At 71.9% G+C, this 20,432-nt stretch carries 19 protein-coding genes; 10 read left to right on the forward strand and 9 right to left on the reverse strand.

All coding sequences use genetic code 11. The features are described 5' to 3' along the window. The 3 genes from ABD932_RS02090 to ABD932_RS02100 all read right to left on the reverse strand — a co-directional run. Positions 1-326, reverse strand: a 326-nt coding sequence (locus tag ABD932_RS02090; protein WP_345008339.1) for a biotin/lipoyl-containing protein, incomplete at its 3' end; no start/stop codon positions are given. 60 nt (positions 327-386) lie between these two features. Continuing rightward, positions 387-1,775, reverse strand: a complete 1,389-nt coding sequence (lpdA, locus tag ABD932_RS02095; RefSeq protein ID WP_345008340.1) for a dihydrolipoyl dehydrogenase — start codon at positions 1,773-1,775, stop codon at positions 387-389. A gap of 279 nt (positions 1,776-2,054) precedes the next feature. Then, the gene (locus ABD932_RS02100) at positions 2,055-3,602 is read right to left on the reverse strand and encodes a leucyl aminopeptidase (protein WP_126391686.1); all 1,548 of its coding nucleotides are present in this window, start codon (positions 3,600-3,602) and stop codon (positions 2,055-2,057) included. Positions 3,603-4,128: 526 nt separating this feature from the next. Here ABD932_RS02100 and ABD932_RS02105 point away from each other — a divergent pair. The 4 genes from ABD932_RS02105 to ABD932_RS02120 all read left to right on the forward strand — a co-directional run bounded on the left by ABD932_RS02105 (position 4,129) and on the right by ABD932_RS02120 (position 9,986). After that, positions 4,129-6,174, forward strand: coding sequence for a hypothetical protein (locus ABD932_RS02105; protein ID WP_345008341.1), 2,046 nt, complete (start codon positions 4,129-4,131; stop codon positions 6,172-6,174). A 118-nt stretch (positions 6,175-6,292) separates the two neighbouring features. Next, positions 6,293-7,813, forward strand: a complete 1,521-nt coding sequence (pelF, locus tag ABD932_RS02110) for a GT4 family glycosyltransferase PelF (protein WP_345008342.1) — start codon at positions 6,293-6,295, stop codon at positions 7,811-7,813. Continuing rightward, positions 7,810-9,321, forward strand: a complete 1,512-nt coding sequence (locus ABD932_RS02115; RefSeq protein ID WP_345008343.1) for a hypothetical protein — start codon at positions 7,810-7,812, stop codon at positions 9,319-9,321. Before pelF ends, ABD932_RS02115 begins: the two co-directional genes overlap by 4 nt. Further along, entirely contained in the window at positions 9,318-9,986 is a 669-nt protein-coding gene (locus ABD932_RS02120) for a spherulation-specific family 4 protein (RefSeq protein WP_345008344.1), read from the forward strand. The genes ABD932_RS02115 and ABD932_RS02120 overlap by 4 nt, the downstream gene beginning before the upstream one ends. Here the strand turns inward: ABD932_RS02120 and ABD932_RS02125 are convergent. Continuing rightward, positions 9,975-10,769, reverse strand: coding sequence for an adenosylcobinamide-GDP ribazoletransferase (locus tag ABD932_RS02125; RefSeq protein WP_345008369.1), 795 nt, complete (start codon positions 10,767-10,769; stop codon positions 9,975-9,977). The genes ABD932_RS02120 and ABD932_RS02125 overlap by 12 nt on opposite strands. Positions 10,770-10,842: 73 nt before the next feature. Between ABD932_RS02125 and ABD932_RS02130 the strand changes: the two genes are divergently transcribed. Next, a complete protein-coding gene (locus tag ABD932_RS02130) occupies positions 10,843-11,607 on the forward strand; it encodes a hypothetical protein (protein ID WP_345008345.1) in 765 nt (254 codons plus the stop codon). Here the strand turns inward: ABD932_RS02130 and ABD932_RS02135 are convergent. Beyond that, positions 11,547-12,245, reverse strand: coding sequence for a hypothetical protein (locus tag ABD932_RS02135; protein ID WP_345008346.1), 699 nt, complete (start codon positions 12,243-12,245; stop codon positions 11,547-11,549). The two genes, ABD932_RS02130 and ABD932_RS02135, sit on opposite strands and share 61 nt — an antisense overlap. A gap of 46 nt (positions 12,246-12,291) precedes the next feature. Next, positions 12,292-13,410 (reverse strand): nicotinate-nucleotide--dimethylbenzimidazole phosphoribosyltransferase, encoded by a 1,119-nt coding sequence (gene cobT, locus ABD932_RS02140; protein WP_345008347.1) that lies wholly within the window; start codon positions 13,408-13,410, stop codon positions 12,292-12,294. Positions 13,411-13,626: 216 nt separating this feature from the next. Between cobT and ABD932_RS02145 the strand changes: the two genes are divergently transcribed. Continuing rightward, positions 13,627-14,499, forward strand: coding sequence for a class I SAM-dependent methyltransferase (locus tag ABD932_RS02145; protein WP_345008348.1), 873 nt, complete (start codon positions 13,627-13,629; stop codon positions 14,497-14,499). A 42-nt stretch (positions 14,500-14,541) separates the two neighbouring features. Here ABD932_RS02145 and ABD932_RS02150 read toward each other — a convergent pair whose 3' ends face one another. Then, positions 14,542-15,744: a bifunctional adenosylcobinamide kinase/adenosylcobinamide-phosphate guanylyltransferase gene (locus ABD932_RS02150; RefSeq protein ID WP_345008349.1), complete on the reverse strand. Its 1,203-nt coding sequence runs from the start codon at positions 15,742-15,744 to the stop codon at positions 14,542-14,544. A 215-nt stretch (positions 15,745-15,959) separates the two neighbouring features. On the opposite strand from ABD932_RS02150, the gene ABD932_RS02155 reads away from it, so the two are divergent. Next, positions 15,960-16,169 carry a hypothetical protein gene (locus tag ABD932_RS02155; protein ID WP_345008350.1) on the forward strand — a complete coding sequence of 70 codons (210 nt, stop codon included), beginning with the start codon at positions 15,960-15,962 and terminating at the stop codon, positions 16,167-16,169. Between the two features lie 58 nt (positions 16,170-16,227). Here the strand turns inward: ABD932_RS02155 and ABD932_RS02160 are convergent, their stop codons facing one another. Together ABD932_RS02160 and ABD932_RS02165 are read right to left on the reverse strand one after the other, a co-directional pair. Next, the gene (locus tag ABD932_RS02160; RefSeq protein WP_345008351.1) at positions 16,228-16,929 is read right to left on the reverse strand and encodes a class I SAM-dependent methyltransferase; all 702 of its coding nucleotides are present in this window, start codon (positions 16,927-16,929) and stop codon (positions 16,228-16,230) included. An 83-nt stretch (positions 16,930-17,012) separates the two neighbouring features. Then, on the reverse strand, positions 17,013-17,642 hold the full coding sequence (locus ABD932_RS02165) for a DUF3043 domain-containing protein (RefSeq protein ID WP_345008352.1): 630 nt from the start codon (positions 17,640-17,642) through the stop codon (positions 17,013-17,015). Positions 17,643-17,968: 326 nt separating this feature from the next. Here ABD932_RS02165 and ABD932_RS02170 point away from each other — a divergent pair, with 326 nt between their 5' ends. The 3 genes from ABD932_RS02170 to ABD932_RS02180 all read left to right on the forward strand — a co-directional run bounded on the left by ABD932_RS02170 (position 17,969) and on the right by ABD932_RS02180 (position 20,426). Further along, a complete protein-coding gene (locus ABD932_RS02170) occupies positions 17,969-18,745 on the forward strand; it encodes a PspA/IM30 family protein (protein ID WP_126399404.1) in 777 nt (258 codons plus the stop codon). A 42-nt stretch (positions 18,746-18,787) separates the two neighbouring features. Continuing rightward, positions 18,788-19,066, forward strand: coding sequence for a PspA-associated protein PspAA (gene pspAA / locus ABD932_RS02175; protein ID WP_345008370.1), 279 nt, complete (start codon positions 18,788-18,790; stop codon positions 19,064-19,066). 142 nt (positions 19,067-19,208) lie between these two features. Beyond that, positions 19,209-20,426, forward strand: coding sequence for a sensor histidine kinase (locus ABD932_RS02180; RefSeq protein WP_345008353.1), 1,218 nt, complete (start codon positions 19,209-19,211; stop codon positions 20,424-20,426). Positions 20,427-20,432 lie beyond the last annotated feature (6 nt).

Here is a 20,432-nt window from a genome sequence, read left to right on the forward strand (position 1 = left end):
GCCTCGGCCACGGGGGCCGGGGCGGGCTCGGCGGCCGCGGCCGGAGCCTCGGCAGCGGCCGGAGCCGGAGCGGCGGCGGGCGCGCCCGTGCCGTCGTCGATCACGGCCAGCTCGGCACCGACCTCGACCGTCTCGTCCTCGGCGACCTTGATGGAGGCCAGGACGCCGGCGGCGGGGGAGGGGATCTCGGTGTCGACCTTGTCGGTCGAGACCTCGAGCAGCGGCTCGTCGGCCTCGACGCGCTCACCCTCGGCCTTCAGCCAGCGGGTGACAGTGCCCTCGGTGACGCTCTCGCCGAGCGCCGGAAGGGTTACGGAAACCGCCATGGTTTCGGTTGCTCCTTACGAATTGCGGAAGTCTGAAGTCGTCGCTTCGTCGACCGAGGGTCAGTCGTGCGCGTGCAGCGGCTTGCCGGCCAGGGCCAGGTGGGCCTCGCCGAGCGCCTCGTTCTGCGTCGGGTGGGCGTGGATGAGCTGGGCGACCTCGGCCGGCAGGGCCTCCCAGTTGTAGATGAGCTGGGCCTCGCCGACCTGCTCGCCCATGCGGTCGCCGACCATGTGGACGCCGACCACCGCACCGTCCTTGACCTGGACGAGCTTGATCTCGCCCGCGGTGTTCAGGATCTTGCTCTTGCCGTTGCCCGCGAGGTTGTACTTCAGAGCGACGACCTTGTCCGCGCCGTAGATCTCCTTGGCCTTGGCCTCGGTGATGCCGACGGAGGCGACCTCGGGGTGGCAGTAGGTCACCCGCGGGACACCGTCGTAGTCGATCGGAACGGTCTTCAGACCGGCCAGACGCTCCGCAACCAGGATGCCCTCGGCGAAGCCGACGTGCGCGAGCTGGAGGGTCGGGACGAGGTCACCGACGGCGGAGATGGTCGGCACGTTGGTGCGCATGTACTCGTCGACCAGGACGTAGCCGCGGTCCATGGCGACGCCCTGCTCCTCGTAACCGAGACCGGCGGAGACCGGGCCGCGGCCGACGGCGACCAGCAGGACCTCGGCCTCGAACTCCTTGCCGTCGGCGAGGGTGACCTTGACGCCGTCGGCGGTGTACTCGGCCTTCGAGAAGAAGGTGCCCAGGTTGAACTTGATGCCGCGCTTGCGGAAGGCGCGCTCAAGAAGCTTGGAGGAGTTCTCGTCCTCGACCGGGACGAGGTGCTTCAGGCCCTCGATGACGGTGACCTCGGAGCCGAAGGACTTCCACGCCGAGGCGAACTCGACGCCGATGACGCCGCCGCCCAGGATGATCGCGGACTTCGGCACGCGGTCCAGGACGAGGGCGTGGTCCGAGGAGATGATGCGGTTGCCGTCGATCTCCAGGCCCGGCAGCGACTTCGGCACGGAGCCGGTCGCCAGCAGGACGTGGCGGCCCTGGACGCGCCGGCCGTTCACGTCGACGGAGGTGGGGGAGGAGAGACGACCCTCGCCCTCGATGTACGTCACCTTGCGGGAGGCGACGAGACCCTGCAGGCCCTTGTACAGACCGGCGATCACGCCGTCCTTGTACTTGTGGACCCCGGCGATGTCGATGCCCTCGAAGGTGGCCTTCACACCGAACTGCTCGCTCTCGCGAGCCTGGTCGGCGATCTCGCCCGCGTGCAGCAGGGCCTTGGTGGGGATGCAACCCCGGTGCAGGCAGGTGCCGCCGACCTTGTCCTTCTCGATCAGGGCGACGTCCAGGCCCAGCTGCGCCCCGCGCAGGGCCGCGGCGTAACCGCCACTACCACCGCCGAGGATCACTAGGTCGAAAACGGTGCTGGCGTCGTTCGCCACGTCACGTCCTCCATGCATGTGCGCCGTGCGCCGGTCGTCGATGACCGACAGGCGGCTGGTGTCCGGCCGCTCTTTCTTCGGCCCTGGGGTGGGGCCCTGTCCTGCCGAGCCCCATCTTCGCACTTGTCCACACCGAACGAGACGCCGGGCCGGTGTGTGAGACGTCCCACGTTCAGTTGAGCGGACGGACGAGGCGCATGAACGAGCGCATGAAATAAGGGGGCTCCGCCCTACCCGCGCGCGGAGCCCCCTGTTGTTCAGAGTTTGTTCAGAGCAACCTCACCCCAGGTCGCCGGCCGCCGTGAGTTCGGCGAGCCGGACCAGCGTGCGCACCGCGCTCCCGGTGCCACCCTTCGGCGTGTACCCGAAGGGCCCGCCCTCGTTGAACGCCGGCCCCGCGATGTCCAGGTGCGCCCAGGTGATCCCCTCACCCACGAACTCGCGCAGGAAGAGACCGGCGACCAGCCCGCCGCCCATCCGCTCACCCATGTTGGCGATGTCGGCGGTCGGCGAGTCCATCCCCTTGCGCAGGTGCTCCGGCAGCGGCATCGGCCAGGACGCCTCACCGACCTCCTCGGCCGCCTCCACGATCGCGGAGCGGAACGCGTCGTCGTTGCCCATCACACCGAACGTCCGGTTTCCCAGCGCCAGCACCATGGCACCCGTCAGCGTCGCGACGTCGACGATCGCGTCCGGCGTCTCCTGGGAGGCCGCCCACAGCGCGTCGGCGAGCACCAGCCGGCCCTCCGCGTCGGTGTTGAGCACCTCCACGGTCTTGCCGCTGTACATGCGCAGCACGTCACCGGGGCGGGTGGCGGTCCCCGACGGCATGTTCTCGGCGAGTGCCAGCCAGCCGGTGATGTTCACCTGCAGCCCGAGCCGGGCGGCGGCGACCACGGCGGCGAACACGGCGGCCGCCCCGCTCATGTCGCACTTCATCGTCTCGTTGTGCCCGGCCGGCTTCAGCGAGATGCCGCCCGAGTCGTAGGTGATGCCCTTGCCGACGAGGGCGAGGTGCTTGGCCGCCTTGGAGTGCGTGTACGACAGCTTCACCAGCCGCGGACCGGCCGCCGACCCGGAGCCGACCCCGAGGATGCCGCCGTAGCCGCCCTTGACCAGCGCCTTCTCGTCGAGCACCTGCACCTTGATGCCGTGCTCCTTGCCCGCCGCCGAGGCGATCGCGGCGAAGGACTCCGGGTTGAGGTCGTTCGGCGGCATGTTGATCAGGTCGCGGGCGCGGTTGAGCTCCTCGGAGACGGCGGTGGCGCGCTCGATCGCCGCCTTGTGCTCCTTGTCGCGCGGCTTGCCGCCGAGCAGCGCGGCCTCGGCGAGGGGCGCCTTGCCGTTCTTCTTGTCCTTCTCGTTCTTGCCGTTCGCCTTGTAGGCGTCGAAGGCGTACGCCCCGAGCAGCACGCCCTCGGCGACCGCGCCGACGTCACCGGCGTCGCCCAGCGGCAGCGCGAACGCGGCCTTCTTGGATCCGGCGAGGGCGCGGGCGGCGACACCGGCGGCCTTGCGCAGCGCCTCCCCCTCGTACGTCCCGTCCTTGGCGTCCTCGGGCTCCGCCCCCAGGCCCACCGCCACCACGAGCGGGGCCTTGAAGCCGGCGGGCGCGGGGAGCTTCGTCACCTCGCCCTCGGAACCGGAGGCACCGAGGGTCTCCAGGACGCCGGCGAGCTTGCCGTCGTACGCCTTGTCCACGGCCTCGGCGCCCGGTGCGACGACCAGGTTCCCGGACCTGGACGCCGTGCTCTTGGCGACACCGATCACGATCGCGTCGGCCCGCAGGCCGGGCGCCGCGGCGGTGCTGAGAGTGAGAGCAGTCACGGTGGTGAAATCTCGCTTCCGATGTGAAGTTGCATGGCCGAATGGTGTGGGTCGACCGGGCCCGACGGCCGACCCGCAGGGTCGGTCGGCAATCTCCCGCCTGCCCGGCGGCGTCTGGCACGCACATCTGCGGCGTTGTCGTCGGTTGCCGACGCTCCGCGTCGCCGCCCTCCTCCGCCTTGCAGCTGCACGCACCAGACGCCGCCGGGCCCGCCCTCCGGGCGGACGACGGGAGATTGCCGACCGACCCTAGTTCCGACCTACGGGTGCGGTATCAGCGGGGCCTTCCCCGGTGCGGCGAACACTCGGGATGAGCCTACGCTCGTGTGAGCGTTCGCTCATTCCTACGGGCGTTCACCTCTCGGTGGCGTCGTGGTCATTTCTTGATCCTCGATCTTGGTGAGCTGAGTCACACTCGTCTGGTTCCGGTGAGCGAGCAGCTTGCCGCTTTGCATGATTTCCACGGATCCTCCGCCGATTTGTCACGCGTGGGCGCAGGGGATCTTCTGGGGGGAAGGGGCAATCAATGGCGCAGAGTGCGCGCAGATGGAGAAACCGCAGAAACGGCGTCGCCGCCCTGGCGGCCGGGAGTCTGCTAACCCTGGGCCTGGCCGCGGCCCCGGGTGCCGCGGCCGCCGAGGTGCCGCGCATCGACCTCAAGGTGCTGGTCGTGGACAACGGCGACAGCTCTGTTCAAGCCATCACCGCCCAGCTGAGAAGCACGGGCATCCCGTACACCACCGTCGACCTGAACGACGCGGGCCGCCCGACCATCACGGCGACGTTCCTCAGCGACACGGTGAACGGCACGCCCCGGGCCAAGTACCAGGGCGTCGTGCTGCCCAACGAGGCCCCCTTCGGGGCGGGTTCCGCCGAGCAGACCGCGCTGGAGACCTACGAGCGGACCTACGGCATCCCGCAGGTCGACGCCTACACCTGGGCCCACCCGGGCGTCGGCCTCGACTACACCAGCGAGGGCGGCTGGGCCGGAGCGCTCGACGGGCGGCAGGCCACCGTCACCGACGCGGGCAGGGCGGGGTACTTCGGCTACCTCGACGGCGCCTTCACGTTCGAGGACAACGACACGTCCGTACAGGAGAGTTACGGCTACGTCGCCCGGCCCCGCACCGGCTTCACCAGCTATGTCGACATCCCGGTCCCCGCCGGCTCCGGGCGCGGCAGCCTGATCGGCGAGTACCACCACGACGGGCGCCGCGAACTGGTCGTGACCTTCGCGTACAACCAGTACCAGCAGCAGTTCCGGCTGCTTGCCCGTGGCGTCGTCGAGTGGCTGACCCAGGGCGTGCACCTGGGCCAGGCGCGCAACTATTTCGCGGTGCACGTCGACGACGTCTTCGCGCCCGACAGCCGCTGGGACACCGAGCGCAACTGCACGCCCGGTGACTTCGACTGCGTGGGCGGTGACGGCGAGGGGACCACACCGATCCGGATGACCGCCGAGGACGCGGTGTACGCCGCCCAGTGGCAGCGCGAGCACGGGTTCAAGCTGGACATGGTCTACAACGCCGGCTCCGGCGAGGAGTGGAAGAGCCAGAACGGCGGCACCGACGCCCTCACCGACCGGCTGCTCGCCGACAAGGCGCAGTACCGCTGGATCAACCACACCTACACGCACCCGTTCCTCGGCTGTGTGCAGGACACCTCGACCGTCCCGTGGAGCTGCGCCAAGAACGCCGGCGGCTCGACGCAGTACATGAGCCGCTCGGACATCTCGGCGCAGATCCGCGACAACTACAACTGGGGCGTCACCAAGGGCCTCCCGCTCGACCGCACGGAGCTCGTGACCGGCGAGCACTCGGGTCTGCGGACCCTGCCCCAGCAGCCCGACGACAACCCCAACCTGGCCGGCGCCCTCGCGGACAACGGCGTCAAGTGGATCGCCTCGGACAACTCCCGTGAGCCCGACCAGCGTTCGGTCGGCGCCGCGCGGACCGTGCCCCGGCACCCCATGAACGTGTACTACAACGTGGGGACCGAGGAGGAGATGGCCGACGAGTACAACTGGATCTACACCTCCCGGGCCGACGGCGGCAGCGGCGTCTGCGAGACCAACCCCGCCTCCACCTGCCTGGACGACCCGCTGGACGTGGCCACCGGCTACGACTCCCACATCGTCCCGCAGGAGGCCCGTACCGCCCTCGGGCACGCGATCGGCAACGACCCGCGCCCGCACTACGCGCACCAGTCCAACCTGGCCGAGGACCGGACGTTGTACCCGGTCCTGGACAAGGTGCTCGCCGACTACCAGGCACTCTTCGCCGACAACACCCCGGTACAGAACCTCGCGCAGAATGCCATCGGTACCGAGCTCCAGCGCCGCGCCGCCTGGCAGACCGCTCTCGCGAACGGCACCGTGACGGCGTACCGCGTCGGCAGCGCCGTCACCGTCAACGCCCCGTCCGGGACGCAGATCCCGGTGACCGCACCGGAAGGGACCACCAAGCAACTCCTCATCGGCACCACCGCGTTCGGGACTCCGTACGCGGGAGAGCGCTCGGCCTGGACCACGCCGGGGCTGCTGCAGTCTGCGGTCAAGCTCAAACTGCCGTAGGCAACAACGCCCCTAAGGGGCGCGGGGAACTGCGCGACCAGCCACGAACGACCCGCAGTCGGGGTCCGGCAGCAGTTCCCCGCACATCATCCGCACAACAGGGGGGAGCCGCGCAGCGATGCGCACCGGCCGTCATGTCACCATGCTCACAGAAGGCACCTACCCGCACGTCCACGGCGGTGTCAGCACCTGGTGCGACCAACTCGTCAAGGGCATGCCGGAGGTCGACTTCCACATCGTGTCGCTCACCGGCACCGGCCGCGAACCCGTGACCTGGGAGATGCCGCCGAACGTCTACCGGCACACCTCGGTACCGACCTGGGGCCCGCGTCCGGGGCACAAGCGAGCGCCGTACGGCAGGGCCCGGCGCCGGTTCACCGACTCCTACGAGCGTTTCCTGCTCTCCTTCCTCGACCCCGAGGCGCACTGCGACTTCGGCGATGCCCTGGACGAGCTGGCCGAACTCGCCCGCGACGGACGCCTGTCGGCGGCGCTGCGCACGGAATCCGCGCTGCGGTCGCTGATGTGGATATGGACGATGCCGCATCTGTCGACCGCGGCCGCCCGCCCGACCGTCCACGATGCCCTCACCGCGACCGACCTGCTGGAACACGCCCTGCGCCCGCTCGGGATCCGCATCCCCGAGGACTCCGTCGCCCACGCCGTCAGCAGCGGCCTCGCGACCCTCCCGGCCCTCGCCGCCCGCCGGCTGGACGGCGTGCCGTTTCTCCTCACCGAGCACGGCATCTACCTGCGCGAGCGCTACCTCGGCTACCGCAGCGACGCCCAGCGCTGGCCCGTGAAGGCGTTCATGCTGGGCTTCTACCGCGAACTGAACTCACACGGGTACAGGACGGCCGACCTCATCACCCCCTGCAACCAGTACAACCGCCGCTGGGAGGAGCGCGGCGGCGCCGACGCCGACAAGATCCGCACCGTCTACAACGGCGTCGACCCGCACGCCTTCCCGCACGCCGGCCCCGAACCCGAGATCCCCACCCTCACCTGGTGCGGCCGCGTCGACCCCATCAAGGACCTGGAGACCCTGCTGCGGGCCTATGCCATGGTCCGCGCCGAACTCCCGGACACCCGGCTGCGGTTGTTCGGCCCCGTCCCGCCCGGCGGCGAGGCCTACCGCACCAAGCTGGAGAAGCTCGCCGCCGAACTCGGCGTGACCGACGGCCTGACCTTCGAGGGCCGCATCAGCGAGGTCTGGCGCGCCTACGCGGCCGGGCACGTAGTCATGCTGTCGTCCATCTCCGAGGGCTTCCCGTTCTCCATCATCGAGGCCATGTCCTGCGGCCGTACGACGGTCTCGACGGACGTCGGGGGAGTGCGCGAGGCCGTCGGCGACACGGGACTCGTCGTCCCGCCGCGCGAGCCGGAGAAGATGGCGGCCGCCGCCCTCACTCTCCTCCGCGACGACGAACGGCGGAAGGAATTGGGTGAGTTGTCCCGTCAACGGGTGATCGACCGATTCACGCTGCGCCGCTCCGTGGACAATTTCCGGACGATTTACCAGGAGCTCGCGGGCAGCGCCGAAGTGTACGAGCCCACGCTCGAAACGGTCGCCGACTGGACCCTCGAACTGCGCGACCCGTGGTACGAGAAGGTCGCGACGGACGGAACCGGCTGGTGAGCGGAAGCATCTGGATGCCGCCCGGCTCCCGCCCCGACACCCTGCCCGCCATCCCCCGCCAGCGCGCCAAGCCCAGCTGGGCGCAGCCCGACCCCCTCGACGAACTCGCCGAACGCCTCGACGACTTCATAGCCGCCGCCGTCCACCCCGACGAGATCGCCGCGCTGCTGGAGTCCGACGGCCTGTCGGACGACCAGATACGCGAGCGCTACGGCGTCAAGGACTCCTTCGCCCTCGCCGAGGAGCTGTACGAGCGGGTCGAGCGCCGCTACCCGGAGCCGGACGGCCCGGTCCACGACCCCTGGCAGGTGGGCCTGCTCGGCTGCCTCCTCAGAGGCGTCGTCTTCGCCCTCCCCGGCCTCGGCTACGTCCTCGGCGCCCCCCTCCTCGCCGGCCCGCAGGACGACGTCGGCCTCCCCGCGGGCACGGTCCCGCTGCTGGCCGGCGCGCTCGTCGGCTGGACGTGGAACCAGGGTCTGGCCCATCGGGCGTACTCCTGGTTGGGGTTGGGCGACCGGGATGCGGCCCGCCGCTCCCTGTTGCTCGGCGCTCCGGCGGGTGCGCTGCTGGGCGCCCTGGTCGCGTTGGCCGTCGCCGGTGCCGCCCAGCCGGCCGCCGTCGCTTTCGCAGCCGGGCAGTCCGTCTACCTGGGCGCGGCCACCGCCCTCCTGGTGATGGGCCGCGAACGGGTCCTGCTGGCCGCGTTGTTGCCGATGGCGGCGGGAGCAGTGCTGGCGCTTGTACATCCACTGCCGGAGCCCGCACGGCTCGTTCTTCTCCTGGGCTCGCTTGTCGTGGTCGCTGTTCTAGGCCTACGCGAGGTAGCGCCCCTCAAGGAGCGCGGGGCTGTACTCGATTTGCGGCTACCGCCGCGTGGGCGCGACCAGCCACAACGCACCCGCAGCCGAGACACGACAATGGGCCCCCGTCTCTCCGCCTCCCTCCCATACGCCCTCTTCGGCCTGGCCACCGGCGTCCTCGTCCTCTACACGGCCCTGGGCGACTTCCTCACGGGCGAGCAGCGCAGCGCCATCGCCGCCCCGGCCGCAGTGGCCCTAACGCTCAGCATGGGCCCCGCCGAATGGCTGCTGTACCGCTTCCGCAGCGGCAGCCTCGCGGGCCTGCGCTCCAGCAGCACACCGAGGGCGTTCTGGCGGACCACGGTGATCACCGTCCTGAAGTGCCTCTCCGGCTACCTGGTCGCCCTGCTCGCGCTCAGCCTCACCACCTCGGCCCTGTGGCCGCACGCCCCCGGAATCGCCGGCGTCCGCCTCGCCGGACTGCTCCTGCTGGGCGTGGTCCTGTGGACGGGCCTGCTGCTGCAGTCCTTCGGCGCGGTGCTCAGTGCGGCGGCGATCTGCTGCGCTGCCGCCCTTGCCCAGACGCTGGCCCTGGTGACGCACGCGGGCAGCCCGCACTGGATCGGCCTGATCGTCCACGCGACGGCGGCGGTGGCCCAGGCCACCCTCGTCTGCGCCCTGTTGGGGAGAGCGACCGCCCACCGATGAGAGAACCGGTCAGAGATCTGCTGATCCCGTACTACGAGCACCCGTCCGTCCGCCCTGCCGAATGGGACGCGATCATTGCGGCCGCGCCGCGCGTCTACGGCGTCGTCCTGAACCCGGCCAGCGGTCCCGGCGAGGCGCCCGACCCGGCGTTCGCCGAGGTCGCGGCCCGGTTGCGGAACGCGGACGTGCGGGTGCTCGGCTATGCCGACACCGACTACGGCCGCAGGCCCGCCGCCGACGTCGTACGCGACCTCGGGCGGCACCGCGACTGGTACGGCGCGGACGGCCTCTTCCTCGACCAGGTCGCCGCCGGACGCGAGGAGTTCGGGTACTACCAGCGGCTCGCGACGGCCGCCTGGGGCGCCGGCTACGGCACCCTCGTCCTGAACCACGGCACGGCACCGCACCCGTCGTACGCGAGGATCGCGGACGTCCTGGTCACCTTCGAGGGCACCTGGGCGACGTACACCCGGCTCGGCCCGCAGCGGTGGCGGGGCGGGTCCGGGGTGCGGCTGTGTCATCTGGTGTACGGCGTCCCGGCCGGCGCCGACCTCGCGGAGCCGGCGCGCGAGCGCGGGGCCACGGTGCACTGCGCGGTGCCGGGCGAGGGCGCTCATCCGTGGGGCACGTTGCCGCACGCGCTGGAGTTCGGGTCAGCCCAGTGACAGCACGACCAGCGCGGTCGTCGCCGCCGTCTCCGCGAGCCCGCCGAAGACGTCGCCGGTGACGCCGCCGAAGCGGCGCGTGCAGTGCCGCAGGAGGAGTTCGGCGGCGGCGAGTGCGGCGAGGACCGCGAGGGCGGTGCGGGCGATGTCGTACGTCCCGAGCAGCGCGCCCGCCGCGGCGGCGAGGCCGGTCACGGCCAGGGCCACGGCCACCGCACCCCGTACCGGGACGACTCCGGCCACCGCGGCCCCCAGCCCCTCCGGCCGCGCGGCGGGTACGCCGGTGCGTGCGGCGAGGGTGAGGGCGAGCCGGGCGGCGACGGCCGAGACGACGGTGGCGAGGGCGCCCCGGGCCCACGAGTCGTCGTAGAGCCGGGCGAGGGCGGCGACCTGCGCGAGCAGCACGAACACCAGCGTGATGACCCCGAACGGCCCGATGTCCGACTGCTTCATGATCCGCAGCGCGTCCTCGGCGGGCTTGCCGCTGCCGAGCCCGTCGGCGGTGTCGGCGAGGCCGTCGAGATGCAGGCCCCGGGTGAGTACGGCGGGGACGGCCGCGCCCGCCACGGCGGCGAGGAGGGGACCGGCGCCGAGGAACAGCAGCACCAGCGCGACGACAGCGGCACCGCAGCCGAGGGCCACGCCGACGAGCGGGGCGCACAGCATCCCGCCGCGCGCCGCTTCCCGGTCCCAGCGGCTCACCTTGACGGGGAGCACGCTCAGGGTGCCGAAGGCGAAACGGAGACCGTGGACACGGAGACCGTGCGGGGGCGGCGGGGTCATGGACACGCCCGCAGACTAGCCCGGACGCCGTACCCGCCAGGCGGCCCACCCCGGTCCCGGACACACTGAGACCATGGGTGACTGGTGGCAGCACAACATCATCGAACCGGGCAAACTCCCCCTGCTCCTGGCCCTGACCGCCTTCGTGGTCACCTTCCTCGTCACCCGCGTCATCACCCGCCTCATCCGCGCGGGCAAAGGACCCTTCCGCAACATCGAGACCGGCGCCGTCCACATCCACCATGTCGTCCCCGGCGTCGTCCTCACGGTCATCGGCGGGTTCTGCGCGGTCGCCAGCGGCCAGCGCGGCTTCGGCGCGGCCGTGGCCGCCGTGGTGTTCGGGATGGGCGCGGGCCTGGTCATGGACGAGTTCGCGCTGATCGTGCATCTGGACGACGTCTACTGGACCGAGGCCGGCCGCAAGAGCGTCGAGGTGGTCGTGCTCACCGCCGCCGTGGTCGGCCTGCTCCTGCTCGGCTACGCACCGTTCGGGGTCAACGACCTCAGCGACGACGAGCTGCAGAACCGCGGGTCGGTGCTCAGCACGATCCTCGGGAACTTCCTCCTGGCCCTGATCGCCCTGGCCAAGGGCAAGGCCCGGATCGCGATCTTCGGGGTGGTCGTCCCCTTCGTCGCCCTGTTCGGCGCCGTCCGTCTGGCCCGGCCCGCCTCCCCCTGGGCGAAACGCTTCTACCGCCGCCGCCCGCGTGCCCGGGCCAAGGCCCAGCTGCGCGCCTTCCACCACGACAAGCGCTGGGCGGGCCCCAGCCGCAAACTTCAGGACTGGATCGGCGGCGCGCCCGACGTCGACTCGGCCCGCGCCCTGGAACGCCGCTGACGCACCGCCGCCACCGCGCACAGCACCAGCACCGCCGCGATGGCCGCCAGGTGCTCCTTGCCGGCGAGGTTCTCCTTCAGCGCCACCTCGACCACCATCGCCGCGATCACCGCACCGGCTGTGACATACGCGCCGTACCGCCACCCGAGAAACACCGCCAGCCCCACCACGGCCGCCGACGGTCCCGTGTCCACGACCCGGGCGTCCGAGGCGGGCAGCCCGATCGGGTTGCCCGGGCCGAGCGCGAGGCCCACGCGCGCGTACAGGGTGCCGGCGAGGGTGGCGACGTATGCGACGACGAGGGTCCGCCACCACCCCAGACACATCTCGGCGATCCCGAACACGATCAGTATCTGCGCGAGCGCACCCCACACCGGCAGGTCCAGGGCGGGCACGAACAGCGACAACGGCGTCCGCAGGAGCGCGAGCCAGAGCGGATCCTCGGCCCGGACAGCCCCGAGGTCCTGGACGACCTGATACCCCCAGGCCTGATGCTGCACAACGTGCATGACCCCGGTCAGACACACGGCCCCGAGGGTCAGGGGAACAGCCCTCCACCGCCGCGCCGTCCACGTCCCCCGCACGGCGAGATACAGCGACCCCCACTCGGCACGGGCCGAGCGGGCGAGGGTGCTCATACGGGGATTATGTGCACAGGGGCGACGAACCGCTCGTCACCTCCGACTAGTCGGTCTCCGACTGCGCCTCCGGCTCGTCGTCCCCCGCCGTCTCCGCCGTCTCCGCCGTCTCCGACTCCTTCGGCTTCTCCGGCAGCTCCGCGGCCAGCGCCGCCGCGGCCTGGACCGTCGGCAGGGCCAGCAGGCCGCCGGCCCCCTCGCCGACCTTCACGCCCTGGTCGAGCAAGGGCTCCAGAGCCATGCGGTCCAGCGCCTTCGCCTGCCCCGGCTCCCCGCTGTTGTGCGCGGCCAGCCACCAGTCCGGCGCCCGGAACGCGATCCGCTGCCCCACCAGCGCACAGGCGGCGACCACGACGCCGTCCAGCACGACCGGCATCTTCCGTACCGCGCTCTGCAGCAGGAACCCCGTGATCGCGGCGAGGTCGGCGCCGCCCACCGTCGCGAGCAGCTGAAGCTGGTCCCCGAGCACGGGCCGCGCCCGGCGCAGCGCGTCCCGGATCGCCGCGCACTTGCGCATCCACGCCAGGTCGTCGATAGCCAGCCCACCCCGCCCGGTGACCACGGAGGCGTCGGTCCCGCACAGCGCCGCGACCAGGACTCCGGCCGCGGTCGTCCCGCCGACGCTCACATCGCCGAGCACCACCAGATCCGTACCGGAGTCGGCCTCCTCGTCGGCCACCGCCACGCCGGCCCGGAAAGCGGCCTCCGCCTCCTCCAGGGTCACCGCGTCCTCGACGTCGATACGACCGCTGCCGCGCCGCACCCGGTGCCGTACGACCGACTCCGGCAGCGACTCCGGATCGCAGTCCAGCGCCATGTCGACGACCCGCACCGGAACCCCGAGCCGCCGCGCGAGCACGGACACGGGCCGGCCGCCCTCGAGGATCTCCCGCACCAACTCCCCGGCGCCGCCCGCCGGCCGCGCCGACACGCCCAGCTCGGCGACGCCGTGGTCACCGGCGAACAGCACGACCCGCGGCTGTTCGATCGGCCGCACCGGCACGGCCGACTGTGCCGCCGCCAGCCACTCACCCAGTTCGTCGAGGCGCCCCAGCGCCCCGGGCGGCACGATCTGACGCTCACGGCGCGCCTCGGCGTCACGGCGTACCCCACCGTCGGGGCGCTCGATCAGGTCGGAGAAGTCGTCGAGATTAAGCGAGCTCATTCGCCGAACAGTACCGGCACCGGTCGAACAGAACGGCGCCACATGGCCACCAGGGGCCCCGCCACGTCACCGCCCCATCCGCATGACGTCGTTGCACCGTGGATCGCCATCCCATACGTTCCGTTTTGCAGTGGATTGTCGGGGCATGCTCGCAGCACCGTTCCGCCGCACCCCGCCGTACGCCCCCGTCGTACGCCCTCGCGCCCGGGAGCCGCCATGACCGCGACCGCACCCTCCGAACGACGCCGCGCCGCCTGCCCGTTCACCCTCGCCGTATGCCGGGACCACACCTACGCCCCCCGGTTCCTCAGGCTCGTGCGGCAGGCCTCGCCCCGTCGGCTGAGAGCCGCGGCCCGCGCGGCGCTCCCCTTTACCGAGCCGGAGAGCTGGCTGGACGTGGGTACGGGGGACGCGCTCTTCCCGGAGGCGGCGAAGGAAGTCTTTCCCTACACCGCGTTCGACGGCCTGGACCCGACCCACAGAGTCCTGCACGCGCGCGTGGCCGAGCGGATCGAGGAGGCCCACGTAGGGCAACTGACGGACCCCCGGATCACGGCTCGTCTGCGGACCCGCTACGACGTCGTCAGCATGCTCCGCCACCTGGAACTCACCCCGGACCCCCGTGCGGAACTCCGCGCCGCCCTCGCGGTCCTCCGCCCCGGCGGCCACCTCGTCCTCGAACTCCCCAACCCGCGCAGCGCGTTCGCCCTGCTGTTCGGCGTGGCATGGATCCCGCAGAGCCCGCACGGACACCTGCATCTGCTGCCCCTGCCCGCACTCCAGGAGGAACTGCGGTCCCAGGGCTGCACGATCGTGGCGACGGACCGCCGCACCCCGCACATCCCCTACGACCTCGCGGCCACGACCGCCCTCGTGCTGAACCTCCTCCTGGGCCCGGTACTGGCCTTGCTGGGCGCGCCCCTGGTGGCCGTCGCCTGGGCGATCGACCTCGTCCTGGCCCCCGTACTCCGCCTCACACCCCTGTCGAACGCGTACCGGGTCATCGCCCGCAAGGAGCCGACCGGGCCCGCGGCACCGGTAACACCGGCACCACGCACCGCACCGACAGCACCGCCCGCACCGGCCTGAGATCCAGGCCCCGCGACGCCGGCATGATCCGAACGACAGGCCCTAGCCGCGCAGCACCAGCGCCTGCCCCGCCACCACCAGCACCACCTGCTCGCACTCCCCGGCGAACGCCGCGTTCAGCCGCCCCAGCTCGTCCCGGTACCGCCGCCCCGACGCCGTCGCCGGCACGATCCCCGACCCCACCTCGTTGGACACGGCCACCACGGTCCGCCGCGTGGCCCGCACCGCGTCCGTCAACTCCCGCACCCGTTCCCTGAGCGCCCGCTCCCCGCCATCGGCCCACACGGCGTCGTCCCACGCCCCGACGGAGTCCATGGCATCGGTCAGCCACAGGGACAGACAGTCGATCAGCAACGGCGCCCCGTCGACGGCCAGCAGCGGCACCAGGTCGCACGTCTCGGTCGTACGCCACGACCCCGGCCGCCGCTCCCGGTGCGCGGCGACCCGCTCCGCCCACTCGGTGTCCCCGCCCCGGGTGCCGCCGGTCGCCACGTACAGCACGTCCGGGAAGGCCTCCAGCCGCCGCTCCGCCTCCACCGACTTCCCGGACCGGGCCCCGCCCACCACCAGGGTCCGCCGGGGCACGTCCGGTACGTCCTCGTAAGCCCCCACCACCAGCGTCGCCCCGTCCGGCACCGCCCGCGCCCCCGCCGCGGCCAACTGCCGCCGCAACTCGGCGCCCGGCGGTACGTCGTGGTCCAGATGGACGGCGACGACATCCGTCGTCGGCCCGACCGCGCCCACCGCCCGCAGCTTGGCCAGCGCGTCCGGCCGCCGTACGACATCGGCGACCACCATGTCGTACATCCCGACGGCGCCCTCCTCCAGCCCGGCCGGCGCACCCCCCGGCGGCAGATACAGCAGCCGCTGCCCGTCCGGACCGGTCACCGCGTACCCCGTGCCCGGCGAGTCCATCGCCACGGCCCGTACCCGATGCCCCGTCAGCAGCGCCAACTCCCGCCCGTCCGGCACCCGCCCGGGCTGCGGCAGCCCCGCGGGCACCTCGACGGCGGGCCCGTTGTGCGGATGCGACAGCAACACCTGCCGTACGCCACCCAGCGAACGCCCCGCCCGAGCAGCCGCGAACGCCGCGCCGGGCGTCAGATCGAGCAACAGCGCCCCGTCCACGAGCAACGCGGTCGCCGCCCGCGCATCATCACCGAGCGCACTGGCACACGCCGCGCACGGACAGTCGGGGCGGGGGAGTCCCGCGGGGGCACCGGTGCCGAGGAGAGTCAGTTCCACGGACCGATTTTCGCCGGTCGCGAGTGGTCTCGCGCACCGGCGGCCCCGAAGGGGCGCCAGTCAGGGGCCCGGGGCCCTGACGACATGCGGCTCCGCCGCGTGGGCGCGACCGGCCCCACGGCCCGCAGATGACCCACTACCTTGATCGTGTTCCGGCTCACCCGGCGGAGCACATAGGCTCTTGCTCTGCATGTGCTGACACCTTGGAGGCGTACATGGCGGCATGGACGTGGCGGTTCGAGAAGGCAGACGGGGTGGAGGTCCAGCCCGCGGTGCAGCCCGAAGAGTTCACCACGCAGGGGGACGCCGAGTCCTGGATCGGGGAGCACTGGAAGGCCCTGCAGGAAGGCGGCGCCGACCAGGTGCGGCTGTTCGAGGACGCCGCCGAGATCTACGGGCCGATGAGCCTGCACGCCGAGGCATGACCGGACCGGGGGCGAGGGCCGTACGCCCTCGCCCCCGTCACCGCTCACCCGAACGCGCTCAGCCGCGCACTCCGCACAGATGCAGCAGCCCCGCGACGCTCCGATACGGATCCGTCTTCCCGGCCCGTTCCTCGACCGCCAGCAGCGCCTCGACGTCCGCCGGGATCTCCGCCCCGTCGGCCGCCATGTCGGTGAACACCCGCACCCCGTACCAGACGTGCAGCGGCGCCCCGATGCCCGCGAGCGTCGACGTCAGCTCTGCGAGCCGGTCCGCCCGTACGTCGAGCCCCAGCCGATTCCGATACGTGGTCGTGTCGAAGGCGGCCAGCGCCCCGGCCCAGTCCCCGCCCAGCCCCGGCCGCACGGCCAGCGCGTCGCCGTTGCGCACGAGCAGGGACAGCAGTCCGCCCGGGGCGAGCATCCGGGCCAGCCCGGCGAGCAGCGGATCGGGCTCCTCGATGTACATCAGCACGCCGTGACAGAGCACGACGTCGAAGCTGCCCGGCAGGAAGTGGACACCCGTGTCCCGCCCGTCCCCCTGGACGATACGGACCCGCTCCCGGATCCCCTCGGGCTCGCCGGCGAGCTCCTCGCGGGCCGCCGCGATCATCTGCGGGTCCTGCTCCACACCGGTCACCTGGTGCCCGGCCCGGGCCAGGCGCAGCGCCTGTGTGCCCTGGCCCATCCCCACGTCGAGCACCCGCAGCCGCTGCCCGACCGGGAACCGCCCGGCTATCTGCTCGTCGAGCTGCCGGGCCACCAGCTCCTGTCGTACGACTTCACGCAGCCCGCCGAGCTTGCTCAGCCAGGCATCGGCCGCACCCCCGGAAAAAGCGGCTGTGCTCAGGGCCGCTCTCCGCGCTTGACCTGCGGCTTCGGCAGCCGGAGCCGGCGCATCTGGAGAGAGCGCATCAGCGCGTAGGCGACGGCGCCGCGCCGGTTGTCGTCGGGGAAGCGCTCGGCCAGCCGCTTCTTCAGGCGGACGCCGGTGACGATCGAGTCGAGCACGATCAGCACGATCACGACCAGCCACAGCAGCAGCGCGACGTTCTGCAGCGCCGGCACCTGGACCATGCTCAGCACCAGGATGACCACGGCCATCGGCAGGAAGAACTCCGCGATGTTGAAGCGGGAGTCGATGAAGTCACGCGCGAACTTGCGGACCGGACCCTTGTCACGGGCCGGCAGATACCGCTCGTCGCCCCCGGCCAGCGCCTGGCGCTGCTTCTCCAGGGCGGCCCGGCGCTCCTCGCGCTGGCGCTTGGCGGCGTCCTTGCGCGTCATCGACGTGTTTGCCACGCTCCGACGCTGCGACTGGGCCTCACTGCGCTTGGGCGTGGGGCGGCCCTTCGGGGCCTCGGGGTGGCGGGTCTCATTGGAGTCGGTCACCGGCGCCTTGTCGGCGGCCTGGGCCTTCTCATCCTTCGCACGGCTACGGAACACAAAACCCAAGGGTACGGGGTCCCGGGGCATGGACCGCAGCCCGGTGGGGAACGATCCGGCAACGCCAGTCGTCGTAGGGGGACAGAGGGGACGTTGCAGACGGTCCGTTCGGCGGCCCTGAGGAGACCACGGGCAGGCCCGTGGGCGGCACCTGTGTCGGCACCCGGCCGACACCCGGGAGTCACCTACTCCTTACGCCGGAGCGGGAGCGTACGCAGTCGTCCTTGGGGATGAGCGCATCCGTCCCCGAACAGTGCGTCAATGGATGCAGGGCCCGTACTGTGGGTTCTGTCGCAGAGCTGGAGCTGGACGTCAGAAGGGGGCGCGCGAAGCCCATGAGCGGTGTCATGAAGCGTATGGGGATGATCTTCCGCGCGAAGGCGAACAAGGCCCTTGACCGGGCCGAGGACCCGCGCGAGACCCTCGATTACTCGTACCAGAAGCAGCTGGAACTGCTCCAGAAGGTCCGCCGCGGCGTCGCCGACGTGGCCACCTCGCGCAAGCGGCTGGAACTCCAGCTCAACCAACTCCAGCAGCAGTCGTCGAAGCTGGAGGACCAGGGCCGCAAGGCGCTCGCGCTGGGCCGCGAGGACCTGGCCCGCGAGGCGCTGTCGCGCCGCGCCGCCCTCCAGCAGCAGGTGACGGACCTGGAGACCCAGCACGCGACGCTGCAGGGCGAGGAGGAGAAGCTCACCCTCGCGGCGCAGCGCCTGCAGGCGAAGGTCGACGCCTTCCGCACCAAGAAGGAGACGATCAAGGCCACGTACACCGCGGCCCAGGCCCAGACCCGGATCGGCGAGGCGTTCTCCGGCATCTCGGAGGAGATGGGCGACGTCGGCCTGGCGATCCAGCGGGCCGAGGACAAGACGGCCCAGCTCCAGGCACGCGCGGGCGCCATCGACGAACTGCTCGCCTCCGGCGCCCTGGACGACCAGTCCGGCATGCACAAGGACGACATCCAGGCCGAGCTGGACCGGCTCTCCGGTGGTACGGATGTAGAGCTGGAGCTGCAGCGCATGAAGGCGGAGCTGGCGGGCGGCTCGGCCGGCGGACAGCAGGCCATCGAGGGCGGCAACGGCCAGTCGCAGTCCCAGCAGCAGCCGCAGGACACCCCGCGCTTCGACAAGCAGTAGCCGACGGCCGGGGCCCACGCCTAGGAGGGCGCGATGGGCGACATGATCGTCCGGATCATGGGCGAGGGGCAGGTGAAGCTGTCCGACAGCCACCTGCCCGAGCTGAACAAGCTCGACGACGAGCTCCTCGCGGAGATGGAGAACGGCGACGGCCCCGGTTTCCGCGCCACCCTGCACGCCTTGCTCGAGAAGGTCCGCGAACTGGGCGAACCCCTGCCGGACGACTCCCTGGAACCGTCGGAACTGATCCTCCCGCCCCCGGGCGCGACATTGGGAGAGGTCCAGGAACTGCTGGGCGACGACGGCTTGATCCCGGGGTGAGCCGGGGGAGGCCGGCTGTACCTGTGAGCGCCGGACCGCACATCCCAGCCCGTCCGGCGTTTGAGGACAAGGCCCCTCAAGGCCGGAACCTCCAGGCAGCCCCCGTTCCAAGCCCCGCAGGGACGCCGTACCGTAATCAGACGTGAGCACCCTCGAGCGAGCCCGTCGGCATCTGAAAGCGCATCCCATGGCGCTGGACGCGGCGCTGGCCGTGGGCGTACTCGCCTGCATGGTGGCCGGATCGTTCGTGGACCCGCACGGGAAGGCCGGGGTCACCTGGACCTTCCGCACCCCGGACGCACTCAGCCTCGTCCTCATCGCCGTCGGCGCCGCGGCGCTGGTCTTCCGCCGCCGCGCCCCCGTGACGGTCCTCGCCGTCACCGGCACCGCCTCCGTCATCGAGTCCGTCACCGGCGACCCCCGCGCCCCCGTCGCCATGTCCGCGGTCATCGCGCTCTACACCGTCGCCTCGACCACCGACCGCTCCACCACCTGGCGCGTCGGCCTGCTCACCATGACCGTCCTCACCGGCTCCGCCATGCTCGCCGGCCCGCTGCCCTGGTACGCCCAGGAGAACCTCGCCATCTTCGCCTGGACCGGCATCGGCGCCACCGCCGGGGACGCGGTCCGCAGCCGCCGCGCCGTCGTCGCCGCCATCCGTGAGCGCGCCGAACGAGCCGAGCGCACCCGTGAGGAGGAGGCCCGCCGCCGCGTCGCCGAGGAGCGCCTGCGGATCGCCCGGGACCTGCACGACGTCGTCGCCCACCACATCGCCCTCGTCAACGTCCAGGCCGGTGTCGCCGCCCACGTCATGGACAAGCGCCCCGACCAGGCCAAGGAGGCCCTGGCCCACGTACGCGAAGCCAGCCGCTCCGCGCTCAACGAACTCCGCGCCACCGTCGGCCTGCTCCGCCAGTCCGGCGACCCCGAGGCCCCCACCGAACCGGCCCCCGGCCTCGACCGCCTCGACGAACTCGCGGGCACCTTCCGCAGCGCGGGCCTCCAGGTGGAGGTCGCCCGCGCCGACCAGGGCACCACCCTCCCCGCCGCCGTCGACCTGGCCGCGTACCGCGTCATCCAGGAGGCCCTCACCAACGTGCAGAAGCACGCGGGCCCGGAGGCCAAGGCCGAGGTCAGCGTCGTACGGGTGGGCCCGAACGTTGAGATCACCGTCCTCGACGACGGCGCCGGCGAGGACGACACCCCCGAGGGCGGCGGCCACGGCCTGCTCGGCATGCGCGAGCGCGTCACCGCCCTGCGCGGCACGCTCACCACCGGCCCCCGCTACGGAGGCGGCTTCCGCGTCCATGCGATCCTGCCGGTCAAGAGCCGTACCCGCGCCGCGGAGGACGCCGTATGACCAAGC

Origin of the sequence: Streptomyces shaanxiensis (genome assembly GCF_039537145.1) — a bacterium.
Taxonomy (GTDB): Bacteria; Actinomycetota; Actinomycetes; order Streptomycetales; family Streptomycetaceae; genus Streptomyces; species Streptomyces shaanxiensis.

Excerpts from the sequence above, each read along its gene's own strand:
- ABD932_RS02105 (WP_345008341.1), top strand. The coding sequence starts at position 4,129 with ATGGCGCAGAGTGCGCGCAGATGGAGAAACCGCAGAAACGGCGTCGCC.
- pelF (WP_345008342.1), top strand. The coding sequence starts at position 6,293 with ATGCGCACCGGCCGTCATGTCACCATGCTCACAGAAGGCACCTACCCG.
- ABD932_RS02120 (WP_345008344.1), top strand. The coding sequence starts at position 9,318 with ATGAGAGAACCGGTCAGAGATCTGCTGATCCCGTACTACGAGCACCCG.
- ABD932_RS02125 (WP_345008369.1), bottom strand. The coding sequence starts at position 10,769 with ATGACCCCGCCGCCCCCGCACGGTCTCCGTGTCCACGGTCTCCGTTTC.
- ABD932_RS02130 (WP_345008345.1), top strand. The coding sequence starts at position 10,843 with ATGGGTGACTGGTGGCAGCACAACATCATCGAACCGGGCAAACTCCCC.
- ABD932_RS02135 (WP_345008346.1), bottom strand. The coding sequence starts at position 12,245 with ATGAGCACCCTCGCCCGCTCGGCCCGTGCCGAGTGGGGGTCGCTGTAT.
- cobT (WP_345008347.1), bottom strand. The coding sequence starts at position 13,410 with ATGAGCTCGCTTAATCTCGACGACTTCTCCGACCTGATCGAGCGCCCC.
- ABD932_RS02145 (WP_345008348.1), top strand. The coding sequence starts at position 13,627 with ATGACCGCGACCGCACCCTCCGAACGACGCCGCGCCGCCTGCCCGTTC.
- ABD932_RS02155 (WP_345008350.1), top strand. The coding sequence starts at position 15,960 with ATGGCGGCATGGACGTGGCGGTTCGAGAAGGCAGACGGGGTGGAGGTC.
- ABD932_RS02165 (WP_345008352.1), bottom strand. The coding sequence starts at position 17,642 with ATGCCCCGGGACCCCGTACCCTTGGGTTTTGTGTTCCGTAGCCGTGCG.
- ABD932_RS02170 (WP_126399404.1), top strand. The coding sequence starts at position 17,969 with ATGGGGATGATCTTCCGCGCGAAGGCGAACAAGGCCCTTGACCGGGCC.
- pspAA (WP_345008370.1), top strand. The coding sequence starts at position 18,788 with ATGATCGTCCGGATCATGGGCGAGGGGCAGGTGAAGCTGTCCGACAGC.